Here is a 16,174-nt window from a genome sequence, read left to right as displayed (position 1 = left end):
CGGGAGATCACCATGCCGCGTACCCCCCACCCCCTGCTCGCCGGCGTCACCGCCCTCGCCGGGGTCGCCGCCCTGCTGGCCACCACCCCCGCCGCAGCCGACGCCACCACCGCGACGGCGAGCGCCACCGCGACGGCGACCGCCGCCGCCGCTACGGGCGCCCGCCCGAGCGTCACCACCTTCACCCCCGACGACCACTGTCTCGGCGAGTGCGGCGACATCCTGCCGCCCGGCCAGAACGGCAACGCCACGCTGGTCGAGATCCTGGGCCACCAGGCCTTCGGCACCCTGCCCAGGCACTCCGCCGACCAGCTCGGCCGGTACGCCGACCTCGTCTACGGCTACGCCGGCCTGCGCGAGGACCAGATCGGCACGTTCTTCAACGACGCCTCCTTCGGCGTCCCACCCGGTCAGGTCGAGCGGGACTACTCGCCCCGTGCCGACGTACGGATCGTCCGCGACAAGGCGACCGGCGTCCCGCACGTCACCGGCACCACCCGAGGCGGAACCATGTTCGGCGCCGGGTACGCCGGTGCCGAGGACCGGCTGTTCACCATGGACCTGCTGCGCCGCGTCGGCCGGGGCAGGCTGACCTCGTTCGCGGGCGGCGCACCCGGCAACCGGGCGTTGGAGCAGAGCGTCTGGCGCACCTCGCCGTACACCGAGGCCGACCTCCAGGCCCAGGTGGAGGCGCTGCGGACCAGGGCCGGCGCGCGCGGCGAGCAGCTCCACGCCGACGTGCAGGAGTACGTGGCCGGCATCAACGCCTACATCGGCGCCTGCATGGCGAACCGCAACTGCCCCGGCGAGTACGTGCTCACCGGCCACCTCGACGCGATCACCAACGCCGGCGGTCCGGAACCGTTCCGGATGACGGACCTGATCGCCATCGCCGGTGTCGTCGGTGGCCTGTTCGGCGGCGGTGGCGGCACCGAGATGCAGTCCGCACTGGTCCGCATCGCCGCCCGCGCCCGGTACGGCCCGGTCGAGGGCGACCGGGTGTGGAACGGGTTCCGCGGCCGGAACGACCCGGAGACGGTGCTGACCCTGCACGACGGGCAGAGCTTCCCGTACGGCGACGCCGACGACGACGCCCCCAGCGTGGTGCTGCCCGACGCCGGGTCGGCGCGGGTGGAACCCGTGGTGACCGACCCGACCGGCTCGGCCGCCGGCACGGCGGCGGCGACGTCGACCCGCTCGTCGGAGCTGGCGGCGGCGCTGTCCGGGCTCACCGTCGGCGCGGCCCACCGGGGCATGTCCAACGCGGCGGTCGTCTCCGCCGCCCACTCGGCCACCGGCCACCCGATCGCCGTGTTCGGGCCGCAGACCGGCTACTTCGCGCCGCAGCTGCTCATGGTGCAGGAGCTGCAGGGTCCGGGCATCAGCGCCCGCGGCGCCGCGTTCGCCGGCCTGAACCTGTACGTGCTGCTCGGCCGGGGCCGCGACTACGCGTGGAGCGCCACCTCCTCGGCCCACGACATCACCGACACGTACGCCGTCCCGCTGTGCACCCCCGACGGCGCGACGCCCACCCTGGCGAGCAACCACTACCTGTTCCGTGGCCGGTGCCTGCCGATGGAGGAGATCACCCAGGTCAACCGGTGGAGCCCGACGGTCGCGGACGGCACCCCCGCCGGGTCGTACAAGCTGGTCGCCCGGCGGACCAACCTCGGCCTGGTGGCGTGGCGGGGCACGGTCGACGGACGACCGCACGCCTTCACCCAACTGCGCTCCACCTACCGCCACGAGGCGGCCTCGGCGATCGGCTTCCAGATGTTCAACGACCCCGGGCAGATGGGCACCGCCGACGCCTTCACCACCTCGGCGAACCACGTCGAGTACGCCTTCAACTGGTTCTACGTCAACTCCACCCAGGCGGCGTACTTCAACTCGGGCCGCAACCCGGTACGCGCCGACGGGTCCAACCCGAACCTGCCGTTGCGGGCCGAGCAGCGCTTCGAGTGGCAGGGCTACGACCCGGCCACGAACACCGCCAGGTACGCGCCGCTGGCGGCCCACCCCCGCTCGGTGGACCAGGACTACTACGTGAGCTGGAACAACAAGCAGGCCCACGACTTCGGCGCGGCCGACGGCAACTTCAACTTCTCCGCCGTACACCGGGGTGACCTGCTGGACCGGCCGGTGCGGGCGGAGATCGCGGCCGGGCGGAAGGTCGACCGCGCGTCGCTCACCGCGCTCGTGCAGCGGGCCGGCCTCACCGACCTGCGCGCCGCCGAGGTGCTCGGGGAGCTGATCCGGGTGCTGGAGAGCCAGCCCGTCACCGACGCCACCCTGGCCGCCGAAATCTCCCGGCTCAAGGCCTGGCGGGCGGCGGGGTCGCTGCGGGTCGAGACCGCACCCGGCTCGAAGGTCTACCAGCACGCCGACGCGATCCGGACCCTCGACGCGTGGTGGCCGCTGCTGGTCCGGGGCGTGTTCCGGGCACCGCTCGGTGCGGATCTCTACCAGTCGCTGGTCAACACGATGCAGGTCGACGAGCCGCCTTCCGGCCGCCACGGCGGCGACGTCTCGGACCTGCCGACCTCCGCGAACAGCGCCCAGACCCACAAGGGCTCCGCCTTCCAGTACGGGTGGTGGGGCTGGGTCGACAAGGACCTGCGCGCGCTCCTCGGCGAGCCGGTACGCGGCGGCCCCGGGCGGGCCTTCTGCGGCGACGGAAACCTGGCCGCCTGCCGGCAGGTCCTGCTCGACACGCTGCGGGCGGCGAGCACCACCCCGGCCGCCGAGGTGTACCCGGGCGACGAGCACTGCGCCGCCGGCGACCAGTGGTGCGCCGACGCCATCGTGCAGTCCCCGCTCGGCGGCATCACCCACGCGAAGATCGCCTGGCAGAACCGCCCGACCTTCCAGCAGGTCGTGTCGTTCCCGGCGCGGCGCGGCGACGACCTGCCGAACCTGGCGGCGGGCCGGCCGGTGACGGCGTCCAGCAGCCAGTGGTTCCACGGGCCCGGCCGGGCGGTCGACGGCGACGACCAGTCCCGCTGGGCCAGTGCCTGGTCCGACGACCAGTGGCTCACCGTCGACCTGGGCGCGGCGCGGCAGGTCGGCCGGGTGGTCGTCGCCTGGGAGGCGGCGTACGCCCGGTCGTACCGGATCGAGGTCTCCACGGACGGGACCAGCTGGCGCACGGCGTGGTCGACCACGGCCGGGGACGGCGGCACGGACGTGGCCGCCTTCCCCTCCGGGTCGGCCCGGTACGTGCGGATGCGCGGGCTGACCCGGGCCACCTCCTACGGGTTCAGCCTGTGGGAGATGGCGGTGTACGACCGCTGAGACGAGGCACGGCCGGCGCGGGTGTTTCCGCGCCGGCCGTGCGCCGGGTGCCTGGTCACCGGGGCCGCGTCGCGGCGGGCCCGGCCCGGGTCAGGCGAGCGAGATCCGGTCGCCGTCGACCGTGACGTTCTTCGCCGGGAGGGGCTGGGTGGCCGGGCCGGCCTTCACCGAACCGTCCTCGATCGAGAACTTGCTGCCGTGGCAGGTGCAGTTGATCGTGCCGCCGTCGACGTTCGACACCGGGCAGCCCTGGTGGGTGCAGATCGGGTCGAAGCCCTTGAACTGGCCCGGCGACGGCTGCGTGATCACGACGCCCTGGGCGGCGAAGACCGCGCCCCCACCGACCGGGATGTCGGTCGTCCGGGCCAGGGACTGGGCGCCCTGCCGGTCGCCCCCGCCGGCGTCGCCGGTGTTGGACACGGCCGGGCCCGGGCTGGGCGCGCCGTCGCCGGAGTCGTCGCTGCCGCAGGCCGCCAGGACGACCGCCGCGCCGACAGCACCCGCGCCGGTCAGCAGCGCCCGACGGGTCTGGGTGCCCGGTCCGGTCAGCGCCTGATCGTCACTCATGCCTCGCCCTCTCCTCGACACGCCGCTCGTCATGATCCGCGGCTCTATCCCGGTACACGAACCACTCTGCCCGGCGGTTCACCCGATCGGCGACCCGGCCGCCGGCAACGGACGCCCAGGCTCCGGACCCGGGCCGGCTTCCGTCACCGAACCGCCGCCGGGCACGGACGCCGAGCGCCGGCCCCTGGGCGGACGTCCCGGCGGGGCTCAGCGGGCGCCGGCCGGCACCTTCCGCGTCGTCCGGGTCTTCGCGCCGTTGGCCTTGGCCGCCCGCGAGGTGGCCGCGGCGGCGCCCTTCGCCTCGCCGTCGAGCTTGAGGACCTGGCGCAGGAACTGGCCGGTGTGGCTCTCGGGCACCTCGGCGACCTCCTCCGGGGTGCCGGTGGCGAGCACCGTGCCGCCCCGGTGGCCACCCTCGGGGCCCATGTCGATGATCCAGTCAGCCGACTTGATCACGTCGAGGTTGTGCTCGATGGTGATCACCGTGTTGCCCTTGTCGACCAGCCCCTCCAGGACCATCAGCAGCTTGCGGATGTCCTCGAAGTGCAGACCGGTCGTCGGCTCGTCGAGCACGTAGACCGTCCGCCCGGTGGAACGCTTCTGCAACTCGGAGGCGAGCTTCACGCGCTGCGCCTCGCCGCCGGAGAGGGTGGGCGCGGGCTGGCCGAGCCGGACGTAGCCGAGACCGACGTCGACCAGGGTCTTCAGGTGCCGGTGGATGGCCGGGATGGCGGAGAAGAACTCGGCGGCCTCCTCGATCGGCATGTCGAGCACCTCGGCGACCGTCTTGCCCTTGTAGTGCACCTCCAGGGTCTCCCGGTTGTACCGGGCGCCCTTGCAGACCTCGCACGGGACGTACACGTCGGGCAGGAAGTTCATCTCGATCTTGATCGTGCCGTCGCCGGAGCAGGCCTCGCAGCGGCCACCCTTGACGTTGAACGAGAACCGGCCGGGGCCATACCCCCGGACCTTCGCCTCCGTGGTCTCGGCGAAGAGCTTGCGGATGTGGTCCCAGACGCCGGTGTAGGTGGCCGGGTTGGAGCGCGGGGTGCGGCCGATCGGCGACTGGTCCACACCGACGACCTTGTCGACGTGCTCCAGGCCGGCCACCCGGGTGTGCCGGCCCGGCACCAGCCGCGCGCCGTTGATCTGGTTGGCCAGTACGGCGTGCAGGATGTCGTTGACCAGGGTCGACTTGCCGGAGCCGCTGACCCCGGTGACCGCGATCAGCTGGCCGAGCGGGAAGCTCACCGTCAGGTTGCGCAGATTGTGCTCGCGGGCGCCGTGCACGGTCAGCTCCCGCCCCGGCGTCTGCGGGCGACGCTGCCGGGGGGTCGGGATCACCTTGCGGCCGGACAGGTACGCCCCGGTGACCGAATCCGGATTTTCCAGCAGGGCCGGGACGGACCCGCTGTGCACGATCCGGCCGCCGTGCTCGCCGGCGCCCGGGCCGATGTCGACGATCCAGTCCGCGGTGCGGATGGTGTCCTCGTCGTGCTCGACCACGATCAGCGTGTTGCCCAGCCCGCGCAGGCGGACCAGCGTCTCGATCAGGCGGTGGTTGTCCCGCTGGTGCAGGCCGATCGACGGCTCGTCCAGCACGTACAGCACGCCGACCAGACCGGAGCCGATCTGGGTGGCGAGCCGGATGCGCTGGGCCTCGCCCCCGGATAGGGTGCCGGCGGGCCGGTCCAGGGAGAGGTAGTCGAGGCCGACGTCGAGGAGGAACCGCAGCCGGGCGTTGATCTCCTTGAGGACGCGCTCGGCGATCAGCTTCTGCCGGTCGGTCAGCTCGATGCCGGCCAGCAGGTCGGCGCACTCGCCGACGGACAGGTTGCAGACCTCGGCGATGCTCTTGCCGGCGAGGGTCACCGCGAGCACCTCGGGCTTGAGCCGGGCGCCGCCGCAGGCCGCGCAGGGCACGTCCCGCATGTAGCCCTCGTACTTGTCGCGTGACCACTCGGACTCGGTGTCCGAGTGGCGGCGCTCGATCCACTGCACCACGCCCTCGAAGCCGGTGTAGTAGGAACGCTCACGGCCGTACTTGTTCCGGTAGCGCACGTGCACCTGGTCGTCGGAGCCGTGCAGGATCGTCTTCTGCGCCCGCGACGGCAGCGCCCGCCACGGCGTGTCGACGTCGAAGTGCTCCGCCTCGCCCAGCGCCTCCAGCAGGCGCAGGAAGTATTCCAGGTTGTGGCCGGTCGACCAGGGCTGGATCGCGCCCTCGCGCAGGGTGCGCTCGGGGTCCGGGACGACCAGCTCCGGGTCGACCTCCTTCTTCGTGCCCAGGCCGGTGCACTCGGGGCAGGCGCCGTACGGCGCGTTGAAGGAGAAGACCCGGGGCTCCAGGTCCTCGATGGCGAGGGGGTGGTCGTTGGGGCAGGCCAGGTGCTCCGAGTAGCGGCGCTCCCGCTCCGGGTCGTCCTCGGGCAGGTCGACGAAGTCGAGCAGGACGATGCCGCCGGAGAGGCCGAGCGCGGCCTCGACCGAGTCGGTCAGCCGCTGCTTGGCGCTGGGCTTGACGCTGAGCCGGTCGATGACCACCTCGATGGTGTGCTTCTCCTGCTTCTTGAGCTTCGGCGGCTCGGTCAGCGGGTGCACGACGCCGTCGACGCGGGCCCGCGCGTAGCCCTTGGCCTGGAGCTCGGCGAAGAGGTCCACGTACTCGCCCTTGCGGCCGCGCACGACCGGGGCGAGCACCATGAACCGGGTGCCCTCGGCCATCGCGAGGACCCGGTCGACGATCTGCTGGGGGCTCTGCCGGGAGATCCGCTCCCCGCAGACCGGGCAGTGCGGCTCGCCGATGCGGGCGAAGAGCAGGCGCAGGTAGTCGTAGACCTCGGTGATCGTGCCCACGGTCGACCGGGGGTTGCGCGAGGTCGACTTCTGGTCGATGGACACGGCGGGGCTCAGGCCCTCGATGAAGTCCACGTCCGGCTTGTCCATCTGGCCGAGGAACTGCCGGGCGTACGACGAGAGCGACTCGACGTAGCGGCGCTGCCCCTCGGCGAAGATCGTGTCGAACGCCAGGCTCGACTTGCCCGACCCGGACAGCCCGGTGAACACGATGAGGGCGTCCCGCGGCAGGTCGAGACTGACGTCACGCAGATTGTGCTCGCGCGCGCCACGGATGATCAGTCGGTCGGCCACGGTGCCTGTACTCCCGAGTGCAGAAGATGGGGTGGTTCTGTCCGCTCGACGGCCCGTCCGAGCGGTTGTGCGGGCGCGGGAAAGGCGCCTCGGCAAGACTAGTCCTGAGGTACGACACTTTCCCTCGCCCGCACATTCCCCCAGCTCAACCCGGTCCGGTGGACCGCCGGCACCCGGCCGCCGGGCGCCGGGGCGTCGGACGCCGGCGGGTCAGAAGTCCCCCGCCGCGGGCGGTCGGGCGGACCGGCCCGCCCGCCGGCGCCCGCCACGCCAGCCGCCGCGCCGTTCCGCGGCGAGCCGGGCGTCGCGCCGCCGCGTCTCGTACCCCACCTCGCGTTGCAGCCGTCGCCAGCTCTCCCACCGCCGGGCGGTCAGCTCCCCGGACTCCAGCGCCTCCCGCACCGCGCACGCCGGCTCCCCGTCGTGCCCGCAGTCGGCGTACCGGCAACCGGTGGCCAGCGCGGCGATGTCGGCGAACGCCCGGTCCAGACCGGCGGAGCCGTCGAGCAGGCCCACCGCCCGTACCCCCGGGGTGTCCAGCACGGCCCCGCCGCCCGGCACCGGGACCAGCGCCCGCCAGGTGGTGGTGTGCCGGCCCTTGCCGTCGACCCGGCGGATCGCCTGGGTCGGCATCACCACCGCCCCGGCCAGGGCGTTGACCAGGCTCGACTTGCCCGCGCCGGACGGCCCGAGCAGGCCCAGCGTCCGGCCCGGCGCCACCTCCGCGCGCAGCGGGCCGAGCCCGCTGCCGTGTTCCGCGCTGACCGGCAGCACGGGCACGCCGGGCGCCACGGCCGCGATCTGCCGGGCCAACGCCGCCGGGTCGGGGGCCAGATCGGCCTTGGTCAGGACCACGACCGGGCGCGCGCCGGACTCGTGGGCGAGCGCGAGCAGGCGCTCGATCCGTGCCATGTCCGGTTCCGGGTGCACCGGCTCGACCACCGCCGCGGCGGTCAGGTTCGCGGCCAGCACCTGGCCGCTGGCGTCCTTGCCGGCGGTACGGCGGACCAGCGCGGTTCGCCGGGGCAGCACCGCCTCGACCGTGACGTTGCCGTCCGGCCAGGTGGCGAGCAGCACCCAGTCACCCGCGCAGGGCAGGCAGGTCAGGTCCCGGGCGGCGGCGGCCAGCACGGCCCCGCCGAGCGTGGCGCGGACCGGGCCGTCCACGCCGAGGACGGTGCACACGCCGCGGTCGACCCGGGCCACGCGGCCCGGTCGCTGGTCGGTGCGCCGTCGTACGTCACGCGCCCGGTCGGCGTCCCAGCCGAGGGCGGTCAGGTCGATCGTCATGGCGTCCTCACGGGTGTGGGTTCGGATGGCTCACGCGTGCTCCGACCGGCACGATCACCACCTCCTCCGACCTCCCGGTGCCGCGTTCGACGCCGACGGTAGGGCGCGCGGCGACCCGCCGAAAGCGATTTCCGTTCCTCTCATGACGCAGGAGTGAGCTCATGATCGGATGTCCTGCCTTGCGGTGGGACGGTCCCGGTCTTGCCCACAGACGTGGTGCCGGGTTGACGTTTCACAGCCACCGGCCCCGCGGGCGGGGTCTTACAGTCGGCTCGGCGTCCGTTTAGCGTCTCCGGGCCACTCCCGGCGACGGCGGCCGCCAGGGCCGCCAGGTTGCGTGCGGCGTTGACGTCCCGGTCCGCGACCAGGCCGCAGGTGGTGCAGGTGAAGGTGCGCTCGGACAGGGCCAGCTTGGTTCTCACCGCTCCGCAGCCCGAGCACGTTTTCGAGGAGGGGTACCAGCGATCGGCCACCACCAGCCGGCCGCCGTACCACTGGGTCTTGTAGACGAGTTGCCGGCGGATCTCGGCGAAGCCGGCATCAGCGATCCGCCGGGACAGTCTGCGGTTGCGCAGCATGCCGGCGACGTTGAGGTCCTCGACCACGATCGTGCCGTACGTGGCGGCGAGGCGGGTGGTGAGCTTGTGCAGGCCGTCGCGGCGCAGGTTCGCCACCCGGGCATGCACCCGGCCGAGCCGGCCGCGCGCCCGCTGCCACCGCTTAGAGGCATCACGGCGAGAGCGCCGGTCGGGGCCGACCTTGCGGGACAACCCACGGCTGATCCGGCGAATCTTCCGCAGCGCGGCATCAAGATGCTGCGGGTTCGGCACCGGTTCGCCGGTGGACAGCGCCGCCAGGCGCCTCACCCCAAGATCGACGCCCACCGTCGCATCCGGACACGTGGGGGTGCGGCGCGCCCGCTCGACCTGGCAGGTGAACGACACGTACCAACGGTGACCGTCACGGCGCACCGTCGCGGACAGGATCCGGGCGGTGCCAGCCGCCAGCCGGCGGGCCAGCTTGCGGGCCGACTCGTGCAGCCTCAACCGGCCCAGCCGGGGCAGCACCACATGCTTCCGATCCGGGTCCACGCGAATGGTGCCGGTGGTGAACCGCACCGACGGAGTCGACCGGCGGCGCGACTTGAACCGGGGAAACCCAACCCGGCGTCCGGCCCGCTTACCCGAACGGGAGTCGGCCCAGCTGTTCAACCCGCGCGCCAGCGCGTCCAGGCCGGTGTTATACGCCTCCTTCGAGTAATCCCGCCACCACGGCGCCACCTCACCCTTCGCCGCGTTCCACCCCCGACGCAACGCCGGCAGAGACCACCCGATCGCCGGGGTGAGCTCGTCCTCCGGGATGCCGTAGCTGCGTTCGGCCGCCCGCTGATCCAACACCGCCTTCACCCGAGCCAGCGCCCAGTTGTACGCCATGCGGGCCGCACCCACGTGACCCAGCACCGCCCGCTCCTGCGCCGGGGACAGGTCAAGAGCAAACCGGTACGCCTGCACGACGCTCAGCCGATCCCGGTGTCCCACACCCGGCACGATAACCATCCGGTACGACATCCACCCCGGCCAGCCACACCCCGTACCACCCACGCCACGAGCCAACTCTCACAAGCACACCAACGCATGTCAGCGCTTAGTCCATCAGCAACAGTTGACAACCCCGGCGACGCGACGCCGCCCGACCGCTAGGGTCGACACGTGACCACGGATCCGCTTCTGCTGACCGGCGAGGTGGACGACGCCACGGCTCGCCTGCTGCGCACCGCGGCGACCTTCGACGAGGCGGATCTCGCCGCGCCGTCCCTGCTGCCCGGCTGGACGCGGGGGCACGTACTGGCCCACCTCGCCCGCAACGCCGACGGGTTCGTCAACCTGCTGACCGCCGCACGCACCGGGGAGCCGATCCCCATGTACGCGAGCGCCGCCGCCCGTACCGCCGACATCGACGCCGGCGCGCCCCGGCCGCCCGCCGAGCACCTCGACGACCTGCGGCGCACCGCGGACCGGTTCGCCGAGGCGGTCGCGGCGATGCCGGTGGAGGCGTGGGGCGCCACGGTGGAGACCCGCCGCGGGCCGTGGCCGGCCGCGATGCTCGTCTGGGGGCGGTTGCGGGAGATCGAGGTGCACCACGTGGACCTGGCCGCCGGCTACCGGCCGGCCGAGTGGCCGGAGGCGTTCGGCCACCGGCTCCTCCACGAGGTCGCCACCGGCCTGGCCGAGCGCCCCGACGCGCCCCCGATGGTCCTGCGCTTCGACGGCACCCGGCACGAACTCGTGGTCGGCGACCGCTCGGCCGCCCCCACGGTGACCGGCGCCGCCCCCGAACTCGCCGCCTGGCTGATCGGCCGCAGCCCGGGCACCGTGCTCAAGGTCACCCCCGACGGCGCCCTGCCGACCCCACCGGAATGGATCTAGACGACTCATGACCTACACCGGAGACGTCACGCCCGGCGGTGCGCCGGCCGTACGCGACCTCGACCGGCTCACCATCACGAAGCTGTCGGTGGGCCCGATGGACAACAACGCCTACCTGCTGCGCTGCCGGGCCACCGGCGAGCAGGTGCTGATCGACGCGGCCAACGAGGCGCCCCGGCTGCTGGACCTGGTCGGCGACGGCGGGCTCGCGGCGGTGGTCACCACCCACCAGCACATGGACCACTGGGTGGCGCTGGAGGAGGTGGTGGCCAAGACCGGCGCCCGCGCGCTGGTGCACGCCGAGGACGCGTCCGGGCTGCCGATCGAGGCGGAGACGCTCGGCGACGGCGACAGCGTGCCGGTCGGCGACTGCGCGCTGGAGGTCATCCACCTGCGGGGCCACACGCCCGGCTCGATCGCGCTGCTCTACCGCGACCCGGCCGGCGTCCCTCACCTGTTCACCGGCGACAGCCTCTTCCCCGGCGGCGTCGGCAACACCGACAAGGACCCGGAGCGCTTCGGCCGGCTCATCGACGACGTCGAGCGGAAGCTGTTCGACCGGCTGCCCGACGAGACCTGGTTCTACCCGGGTCACGGCAGGGACAGCACCCTGGGCGCCGAGCGCCCCGCCCTTCCCCAGTGGCGAGCCCGCGGCTGGTAGCGACGCTCGGACCGACACCAGCCGCCGCCGCGTCAACGCCAGCACCACGCCGGCCAGCGCGACGCCGACCGACATCGTCACCACCATCGGGCTGGGCGCACCGGGCAGCAGACCGGCGAGCGACCGCGCCACTGTGCCGAGCAGCAGGTAGAGACCGGCCCAGGCCGCCGCGCCGAGCGTCGCGCAGCCCAGAAAACGCCGGTACGACATCCGCAGCCCGCCCGCGGCCAGCGGCAGCAGCGCGTTGAGGACCGGCAGGAAGGGCGCCACCAGCACCATCCGCCCGCCGCCGCGGCGCAGGATTCCCTCCGCCGCGGCCCAGCGCTCCTCGCCGATCCAGTCGCCGACCCGGCTGTGCCGCAGCCGGTCCCCCCAGCGGCGGCCGGCCAGGAAGGTCAGCGACCAGCCGGCCAGGCAACCGGCGACGACGGCGGTGAAGGTGGCCAGGCCGGCGGTGGGGCCACCCACCCCCACCGCCGCGAGGATCGCCACGTCCCCGGGAACCAGCACACCCAGCAGCGGCACGGCGTCGAAGATCATCACCACCCCGAGCACCCCCATCAGCAGGGTGGTGGGTAGTTCTCCGACCTGGGCCAGCCAATCCGCCATGCCACGTACGCTATGGCCGCCGGTCCACCCGGGACATCGGGTCGGATCCCCCACCGTCCCCTGGTCCCCGCCTCGGGGTCGTCCCTGATCCCGTCATCCGGGCCGCAGGACCTGAACCCGGCGCACGGGCGGGCCCGGGCTGGGTTCGGTGATCGGCACGAGGTAGTCGGCCACCACCACCAGCCCGTCCGGCGGCCGGTGGCCCCGTCCGGGGTCGCCCACCAGCACCTCGGCGCCGGCGGTGGCGGCGCGGCGCAGGAACGGCAGCACCCGGGCGGCCATCCCCGCGTCGTAGAGGACGTCGCCGGCGACCAGGAGGTCGACCGGGGTCGGCGCGGTGTCGAGCAGGTCCTGCCCGGTGGCCCGCACCGCCACCCGGTTGACCCGGGCGTTGACGGTGACGGCGGCGACCGCGTACGGGTCGACGTCGTTGGCGACCACGGCCGCTCCGGCCAGCGCGGCGGCGATCCCGACCAGGCCGGAGCCGGTGGCGAGGTCGAGGACCCGGCGTCCGGCGGCGAGTTCGGGGTGGTCGAGCAGGTGGCGGGCGAGCGCCTGCCCGCCGGCCCAGACCGACGCCCAGTACGGCGGCGGCAGCGCCCGTCCCGCGTGCGCCTCCATCCGCGCCCACCAGACGATCGGGTCCTCGGCGAGGTGCAGCCGGACCTCGGGGACGAAGGGGGTGGGCACCAGGCACAGCCGGTCCAGACCGGCGCCGGGCGCGTCGATCTCCCGTTCCAGGTCGATCAGGGCGTTCGTGACTCGGCTCACCGACGCCAGCATGCCGCACCCGGCGGTCCGCCACGCCGGGTCCGCCGAGCCTGTTCCGAGAGTTCACCGGACCGCCTACGGCACTTCGCCCGGCAGATCGGGGTTTGGGCGGTTACTGTCGGGAAGGTACCGGGCGATCGTCGGCCTGCGGTCGGTGGTCGCCTGCTTGGGAACAGGGAGAGATGCATGGCAACCGGCACCGTCAAGTGGTTCAACGCGGAAAAGGGCTTCGGCTTCATCGAGCAGGACGGCGGGGGGCCGGACGTCTTCGTCCACTACTCCGCGATCCAGTCGAGCGGTTACCGGGAGCTGAACGAGGGCCAGAAGGTCGAGTTCGAGGTGACCCAGGGCCAGAAGGGCCCGCAGGCGGACAACGTCCGTCCGATCTGATCCGTGGCGCCGGCGGCGGCCGGGTCCGGCCGCCGCCGCTCCCGCGGTCAGACCGCGAGCTGCGCCACCGGCAGGTCCCGGCGGTGGCGCAGCGGACCGACCAGCAGGATCAGCGGCGTGAGCGCCAACCAGCCGGTCATCACCGCGATCGCGGGGCCGGCTCCCAGGATGCCGGCGAGCACGCCGCCGGCCAGGGCGGCGACGGGGATCGTCCCGTAGTTCAGCAGCTGCATGCTGACCGTGACGCGCCCCAGCAGATGCTGCGGGGTGTACGTCTGCCGGAAGCTGCCCTTGACGACGTTGCCGACCGCGACCCCGAAGCTCACCAGTGCACCGCCCAGGGCCAGGCACCCCAGCCGCCAGCCGGGCGCCGCGAGGGGGATGAGCAGGGCCGGCGGACCGGTGAACGCCGCGGCCACCAGCAGGGCGCGGGCCGTCCCGCACCATCGGCCCACCGCCGTGGCCAGCAACGCGCCCACGATCCCGCCGGCGCTCATCGCCGCCAGGAGCAGGCCGACCAGCCCCGGCGCGAGGTGCACGTCGCGGACCAGGAAGACCACCATCAGAGCCTGGTAGCCGGTCAGGCCGAAGTTGCTGGCCGCCCCGAAGACGGTCAGGACCCGGAGGTACGGGTCGTGGGCGACGACGCGGACGCCTTCGGCGATCTCGCGTCGCAGACGGCGGCGCGCCCGGGTACGCGAGGGGCGGCGCTCGTCCACCCGGATGCGCGACAGGCACAGGGCGGAGAGCAGGAAGCTCACCACGTCGAGCAGGAGTGCGGCAACGGCGCCCACGGCCTGCGCCACCAGGCCGGCGATGCCGGGGCCGAGCAGGTAGCTCGCCGTGCGGGTGGCCTGCAGGCGGGCGTTTCCGCCCGGCACCTGCTCCGGACGGAGCACCACGGGCAGGTACGCCTGGTCGGCCGTCTCGAAGAAGACCTTGGCCAGCCCCGCGCCCAGGGCGACCGCGAGCAGCTGACCGATGGTGAGCACGCCGAGCACCGCGGTGACCGGGACGCTGAGGAACAGCGCCGCGGACAGCAGGTCGCAGGCGATCATCACGGGCCGGCGCGGCAGCCGGTCCACCCACGCCCCGGCGGGCAGACCGACCAGCAGCCAGGGCAGCCACGCGGCCGCGGTCAGGACGGTGACGGCGAACGGGGTGGCGTCCAGCACGGCGACGGCCACCAGGGGGAGCGCCACCACGGTCACGTTGCTGCCGACGCTGCTGGCCGCCTGCCCGATCCACAGCAGACGGAAGTTGCGCTCGTGCCACAGCCCCCGTGCCGGCACACCGAGCGTGTCGACCGACGGGCCGGTCGACGTGGAGTCGGGATCCTTCCCGGCGGTCGGCCGTACCGGGTCGGCGGCCCGCGTCCCGGCGCGGCTCACGGTCGGGCCGGGACGCCGTGGGCGAACACGAAGACGGAGTCGCGGACGCGACCGTCGTCGGGCACCTCCCGCTCGGCCCAGCGGGCGAGCAGGTCGGTGATCTGGCGGCCGAGCTCCGCCAGTTCCTCCGGGGTGAGGCGCAGCCAACGGTCGGTGGAGAACGGCCCCTCCCCCCAGGCCGTACGCGCCTCGTCGTCGGCGCCCTGCCACGCGTGGACGAGCGCGGCGTGGCGTTCCATGTTCAGGGTGGCGGCCGCGTCGGCGACGGCCCGAGTCGCCGGGTCACCGGCGAAGTCGGTGGCGGACCACCGCACCGCCCGGTTCACCAGCCGCCACCAGCGTTCCCGCCGGTCGCGGGCGCGTTCGGGAACCTCCTCCACCAGGTCGACACCGGCCAGCATCCGCATGTGGTGGCTGACGTTGGCCGGTGCCTGCCCGGTGCGCTCGGCCAGCATCCCGACCGTCGACGGGCCGTCAACCTTGAGGACGTCCATGAGCCTGCGGCGCAGGGGGTGGGCGAGCAGCGCGAGCACCCTGGCGTCGGTGACCGTGCGGACGTTCTGTCTCTCCATGCCTCGGAGGCTAGTTCAGCAATAGTTCTTGCGCAATGCTTCTTGCCGAATACCGGGGCGGCCCGGCGGGAGGTTCCGGGCGATCCCCGCACGGGGCGGCGGCCCGCCGACCCCGGGCCGGCGCACCGGTCAGGCGGTCAGGCGGCGGGCCAGCTCGTCGGCCACCTGCTGGGCGAGCGTCGGTGGGATCGCCGCGGCGATCTTCTCCGGGGTGAGACTGGCCAGCACCCCGGTGACGATCGCCTGCTCGTCGGTGAAGTCGCGGTTGGACAGCGCCGTGAGCTGGTTGACCAGCACGTCCAGGCGCTGCATGGTGTAGTCGAGCTTGGCCACGAGACTGTTGCTGGCCGGCCTGGATCCCGAGCCGTCCGGGTCGACCCGGCGGCCCATGCTGTTGCCACCGATGAACATCCCGGTGAACACGCTGTCGATCTGCTGCTCGGCCTTCTCGCTCATGACGTCCTCCAGGAGTCCCATGCTGGTCAGGTAGCGGCGGAAGAGGGGGGTCTGGTCCCGGCCCGCCTTGATCGAGTCGCGGAAGAAGCTGAAGTGCGTGTGCCACAGGTGAGAGCTGTCACCGCTGGTACGCCGGCCGAGCCGGTCCCACCGACGGACGGTCCGGCCGTCCGGGCTGTAGATGATCTCGCGGATGTCCCGGGCGTCCGCGGCGTTGGCGACGCACTGCTGGACGCACCAGATCGAGAAGGTGCGCAGGGTGTGGGTACCGCCGCCGGAGCGGACCTCGAAGGTTCCGACGTCGAGCGCGGCGGCGTCGAGGGTCAGCCCGGCGGAGTCCCGCGGCGACTCGACGACCGAGTAGTCGTTGGCCACCACCCGGTCGGACCCGCAGTGGTAGCCGCCCCGGTGGTTGGAGTCGCCGACGATGCCCACCTCGGCCGGTTCGAGGTCCTGGCTCCGGACGGTGTTCGGGTCGACGTTGAGGTGGGTGAGGAGCAGGCCGCGAACGGCCAGCAGGTTTTCCGGAGCCCGCGTCATGGGTCCCCCTTGCGGATGATCGGGGGCCGGGCACGACGGTGACACCGCGTACGCGGG

Annotated in this window: 12 protein-coding genes and 1 pseudogene; 4 read left to right on the top strand and 9 right to left on the bottom strand. The window is 73.3% G+C overall.

The genetic code is table 11. The features are described from left to right. Positions 1-12: 12 nt before the first annotated feature. The gene (locus GKC29_RS13845) at positions 13-3,294 is read left to right on the top strand and encodes a penicillin acylase family protein (RefSeq protein ID WP_155334126.1); all 3,282 of its coding nucleotides are present in this window, start codon (positions 13-15) and stop codon (positions 3,292-3,294) included. Positions 3,295-3,384: 90 nt separating this feature from the next. On the opposite strand, the gene GKC29_RS13840 is transcribed toward GKC29_RS13845, so the two are convergent. From GKC29_RS13840 to tnpB, 4 genes are all read right to left on the bottom strand, one after another. After that, complete coding sequence (locus GKC29_RS13840) at positions 3,385-3,861, bottom strand: Rieske (2Fe-2S) protein (protein WP_155331224.1); 477 nt, start codon at positions 3,859-3,861, stop codon at positions 3,385-3,387. A gap of 207 nt (positions 3,862-4,068) precedes the next feature. Next, a complete protein-coding gene (gene uvrA, locus GKC29_RS13835) occupies positions 4,069-7,011 on the bottom strand; it encodes an excinuclease ABC subunit UvrA (RefSeq protein WP_155331223.1) in 2,943 nt (980 codons plus the stop codon). Between the two features lie 210 nt (positions 7,012-7,221). After that, positions 7,222-8,301 carry a ribosome small subunit-dependent GTPase A gene (rsgA, locus tag GKC29_RS13830; protein WP_155331222.1) on the bottom strand — a complete coding sequence of 360 codons (1,080 nt, stop codon included), beginning with the start codon at positions 8,299-8,301 and terminating at the stop codon, positions 7,222-7,224. A gap of 140 nt (positions 8,302-8,441) precedes the next feature. Beyond that, positions 8,442-9,857, bottom strand: a complete 1,416-nt coding sequence (gene tnpB, locus GKC29_RS13825; protein WP_230689028.1) for an IS607 family element RNA-guided endonuclease TnpB — start codon at positions 9,855-9,857, stop codon at positions 8,442-8,444. 153 nt (positions 9,858-10,010) lie between these two features. Here tnpB and GKC29_RS13820 point away from each other — a divergent pair, with 153 nt between their 5' ends. Both GKC29_RS13820 and GKC29_RS13815 read left to right on the top strand, forming a co-directional pair. After that, positions 10,011-10,727, top strand: coding sequence for a maleylpyruvate isomerase family mycothiol-dependent enzyme (locus tag GKC29_RS13820; protein WP_155331221.1), 717 nt, complete (start codon positions 10,011-10,013; stop codon positions 10,725-10,727). 7 nt (positions 10,728-10,734) lie between these two features. After that, positions 10,735-11,388, top strand: coding sequence for an MBL fold metallo-hydrolase (locus GKC29_RS13815; RefSeq protein WP_155331220.1), 654 nt, complete (start codon positions 10,735-10,737; stop codon positions 11,386-11,388). 15 nt (positions 11,389-11,403) lie between these two features. Here the strand turns inward: GKC29_RS13815 and GKC29_RS13810 are convergent. Together GKC29_RS13810 and GKC29_RS13805 are read right to left on the bottom strand one after the other, a co-directional pair. Beyond that, positions 11,404-11,997 (bottom strand): annotated as a pseudogene (locus tag GKC29_RS13810) (DedA family protein); the annotation flags it as partial. A 93-nt stretch (positions 11,998-12,090) separates the two neighbouring features. After that, a complete protein-coding gene (locus GKC29_RS13805; RefSeq protein ID WP_155331219.1) occupies positions 12,091-12,780 on the bottom strand; it encodes a methyltransferase in 690 nt (229 codons plus the stop codon). A gap of 174 nt (positions 12,781-12,954) precedes the next feature. On the opposite strand from GKC29_RS13805, the gene GKC29_RS13800 reads away from it, so the two are divergent. Next, positions 12,955-13,158 carry a cold-shock protein gene (locus GKC29_RS13800; protein ID WP_155331218.1) on the top strand — a complete coding sequence of 68 codons (204 nt, stop codon included), beginning with the start codon at positions 12,955-12,957 and terminating at the stop codon, positions 13,156-13,158. Between the two features lie 47 nt (positions 13,159-13,205). On the opposite strand, the gene GKC29_RS13795 is transcribed toward GKC29_RS13800, so the two are convergent. From GKC29_RS13795 to GKC29_RS13785, 3 genes are all read right to left on the bottom strand, one after another. Then, the gene (locus tag GKC29_RS13795) at positions 13,206-14,549 is read right to left on the bottom strand and encodes an MFS transporter (protein ID WP_230689027.1); all 1,344 of its coding nucleotides are present in this window, start codon (positions 14,547-14,549) and stop codon (positions 13,206-13,208) included. Further along, on the bottom strand, positions 14,546-15,121 hold the full coding sequence (locus tag GKC29_RS13790) for a helix-turn-helix transcriptional regulator (RefSeq protein WP_155331217.1): 576 nt from the start codon (positions 15,119-15,121) through the stop codon (positions 14,546-14,548). Before GKC29_RS13790 ends, GKC29_RS13795 begins: the two co-directional genes overlap by 4 nt. Positions 15,122-15,250: 129 nt before the next feature. Then, positions 15,251-16,117 (bottom strand): hypothetical protein, encoded by an 867-nt coding sequence (locus tag GKC29_RS13785; RefSeq protein ID WP_155331216.1) that lies wholly within the window; start codon positions 16,115-16,117, stop codon positions 15,251-15,253. Between the last annotated feature and the right edge of the window lie 57 nt (positions 16,118-16,174).

This window comes from Micromonospora sp. WMMC415, assembly GCF_009707425.1.
GTDB lineage: Bacteria > Actinomycetota > Actinomycetes > Mycobacteriales > Micromonosporaceae > Micromonospora.
The sequence above is the reverse complement of the archived record's forward strand: the minus strand, read 5'-3'. Positions and strand labels throughout refer to the sequence as shown.

What these genes read in the sequence shown, in the direction of transcription:
- GKC29_RS13805 (WP_155331219.1), bottom strand. Translation starts at nt 12,780, where the DNA reads ATGCTGGCGTCGGTGAGCCGAGTCACGAACGCCCTGATCGACCTGGAA.
- GKC29_RS13840 (WP_155331224.1), bottom strand. Translation starts at nt 3,861, where the DNA reads ATGAGTGACGATCAGGCGCTGACCGGACCGGGCACCCAGACCCGTCGG.
- GKC29_RS13790 (WP_155331217.1), bottom strand. Translation starts at nt 15,121, where the DNA reads ATGGAGAGACAGAACGTCCGCACGGTCACCGACGCCAGGGTGCTCGCG.
- GKC29_RS13785 (WP_155331216.1), bottom strand. Translation starts at nt 16,117, where the DNA reads ATGACGCGGGCTCCGGAAAACCTGCTGGCCGTTCGCGGCCTGCTCCTC.
- GKC29_RS13800 (WP_155331218.1), top strand. Translation starts at nt 12,955, where the DNA reads ATGGCAACCGGCACCGTCAAGTGGTTCAACGCGGAAAAGGGCTTCGGC.
- tnpB (WP_230689028.1), bottom strand. Translation starts at nt 9,857, where the DNA reads ATGGTTATCGTGCCGGGTGTGGGACACCGGGATCGGCTGAGCGTCGTG.
- rsgA (WP_155331222.1), bottom strand. Translation starts at nt 8,301, where the DNA reads ATGACGATCGACCTGACCGCCCTCGGCTGGGACGCCGACCGGGCGCGT.
- GKC29_RS13815 (WP_155331220.1), top strand. Translation starts at nt 10,735, where the DNA reads ATGACCTACACCGGAGACGTCACGCCCGGCGGTGCGCCGGCCGTACGC.
- GKC29_RS13845 (WP_155334126.1), top strand. Translation starts at nt 13, where the DNA reads ATGCCGCGTACCCCCCACCCCCTGCTCGCCGGCGTCACCGCCCTCGCC.